The sequence below is a fragment of the Candidatus Planktophila sp. genome (assembly GCA_030681675.1).
Lineage (GTDB): Bacteria > Actinomycetota > Actinomycetes > Nanopelagicales > Nanopelagicaceae > Planktophila.
Map to the genome: position 1 here is coordinate 1 of JAUXRP010000001.1, position 1,287 is coordinate 1,287.

Here is a 1,287-nt window from a genome sequence, read left to right on the forward strand (position 1 = left end):
TGATGTGGTTACACTAAACCGGACACATTCCTTAAAATAACTGAAAGAAGGAGTGTATCTAAATGAACCAAGAGAAACCCAAAGTCTATACATCTGAATTTAGGGAGTCATCGGTAAAATTGGCCACTGAATCGGATAAACCGGTAGCGCAAACCGCCAGGGATATAGGTGTGAATGAGAACACCTTGCATACCTGGATCAATAAATACAGTCGACCGGTTGATAACATAAAGGCAGTGCGTACTGACGAACATCTCTATGAAGAGTTAAAGCGGTTAAAAAAAGAGGTTGCCCGACTGACCGAGGAGCGCGACCTATTAAAAAAGGCTGCCGCGTACTTTGCCAAGGAACAACGGTGAAGTACGCCTGGATCAAACAGCATCGGGGTGAATTCACCGTGTTATCGATGTGCCGGTTTTTACAGGTCTCACAGAGTGCTTACTATGGCTGGCTGCATCGAGTTCCTTCACTCAGGGAGCGGGAAGATGAGCAGCTCAGCGATATTGTAAAAAAAGCATTTGAAAAAAGCCGGAATACATACGGCACCCGCCGTCTCAAAATAGCTATGTCTCATCAAGGCCGATCCGTGGGTCGGCGGCGAATAAGCCGTCTAATGAAGGAAGCCGGACTGGCCTGTAAAACCAAACGTCGATTTAAAGCTACCACCAATTCAAAACATGAATTGCCGATTGCACCTAATTATTTGGATCGTCAGTTCTCCATTGATCAGATAAATCAGGTGTATGTGGGGGATATTACTTATATTCATACCCTGGAAGGCTGGTTGTATCTGGCGGTCGTGATCGACTTGTTTTCTCGTCAGGTCGTGGGCTGGTCAATGGCCGCGCATATGAAAACCCAGTTAGTCAACGATGCGTTCCAGATGGCTATTTGGAAACGTAAACCCGACAAAGGCTTGTTATGGCATACCGATCGAGGTAGCCAATACGCCTCGGAAAGCCACCGACAATTACTAAAGCAGCATAGCATCCAGCAAAGCATGAGCCGGAAGGGCAATTGCTGGGACAATGCCGTGTCGGAAAGCTTCTTCCATACCTTAAAAACCGAATTGATCCATCATCAAACGTTTCATTCTCGGGAAGAAGCCAAACAGGCTGTGTTTGAATATATCGAAGTGTTTTACAACCGGGAGCGATTACATTCAGCTAATGGATATATATCGCCCGTTGACTTCGAGTTGCTGCAAAATGCTGCTTAGCCTTGTGTCCAGAAAAGTGTTGACACATCATTCCTTAAGCGCAGTGCAATGCAATGCAATGCACCGGG

General features: G+C 46.2%; 1 protein-coding gene. It reads left to right on the top strand.

Annotated elements, in window-relative coordinates; all coding sequences use genetic code 11:
• Positions 1–62: 62 nt before the first annotated feature.
• Positions 63–1,219 (top strand): IS3 family transposase gene (locus tag Q8K48_00005; protein MDP1850784.1). Its coding sequence is split into 2 segments (ribosomal slippage): positions 63–333 and positions 333–1,219, totalling 1,158 coding nucleotides; the frame shifts between segments, so codons are not numbered across the junction.
• The last annotated feature ends 68 nt before the right edge of the window (positions 1,220–1,287 follow it).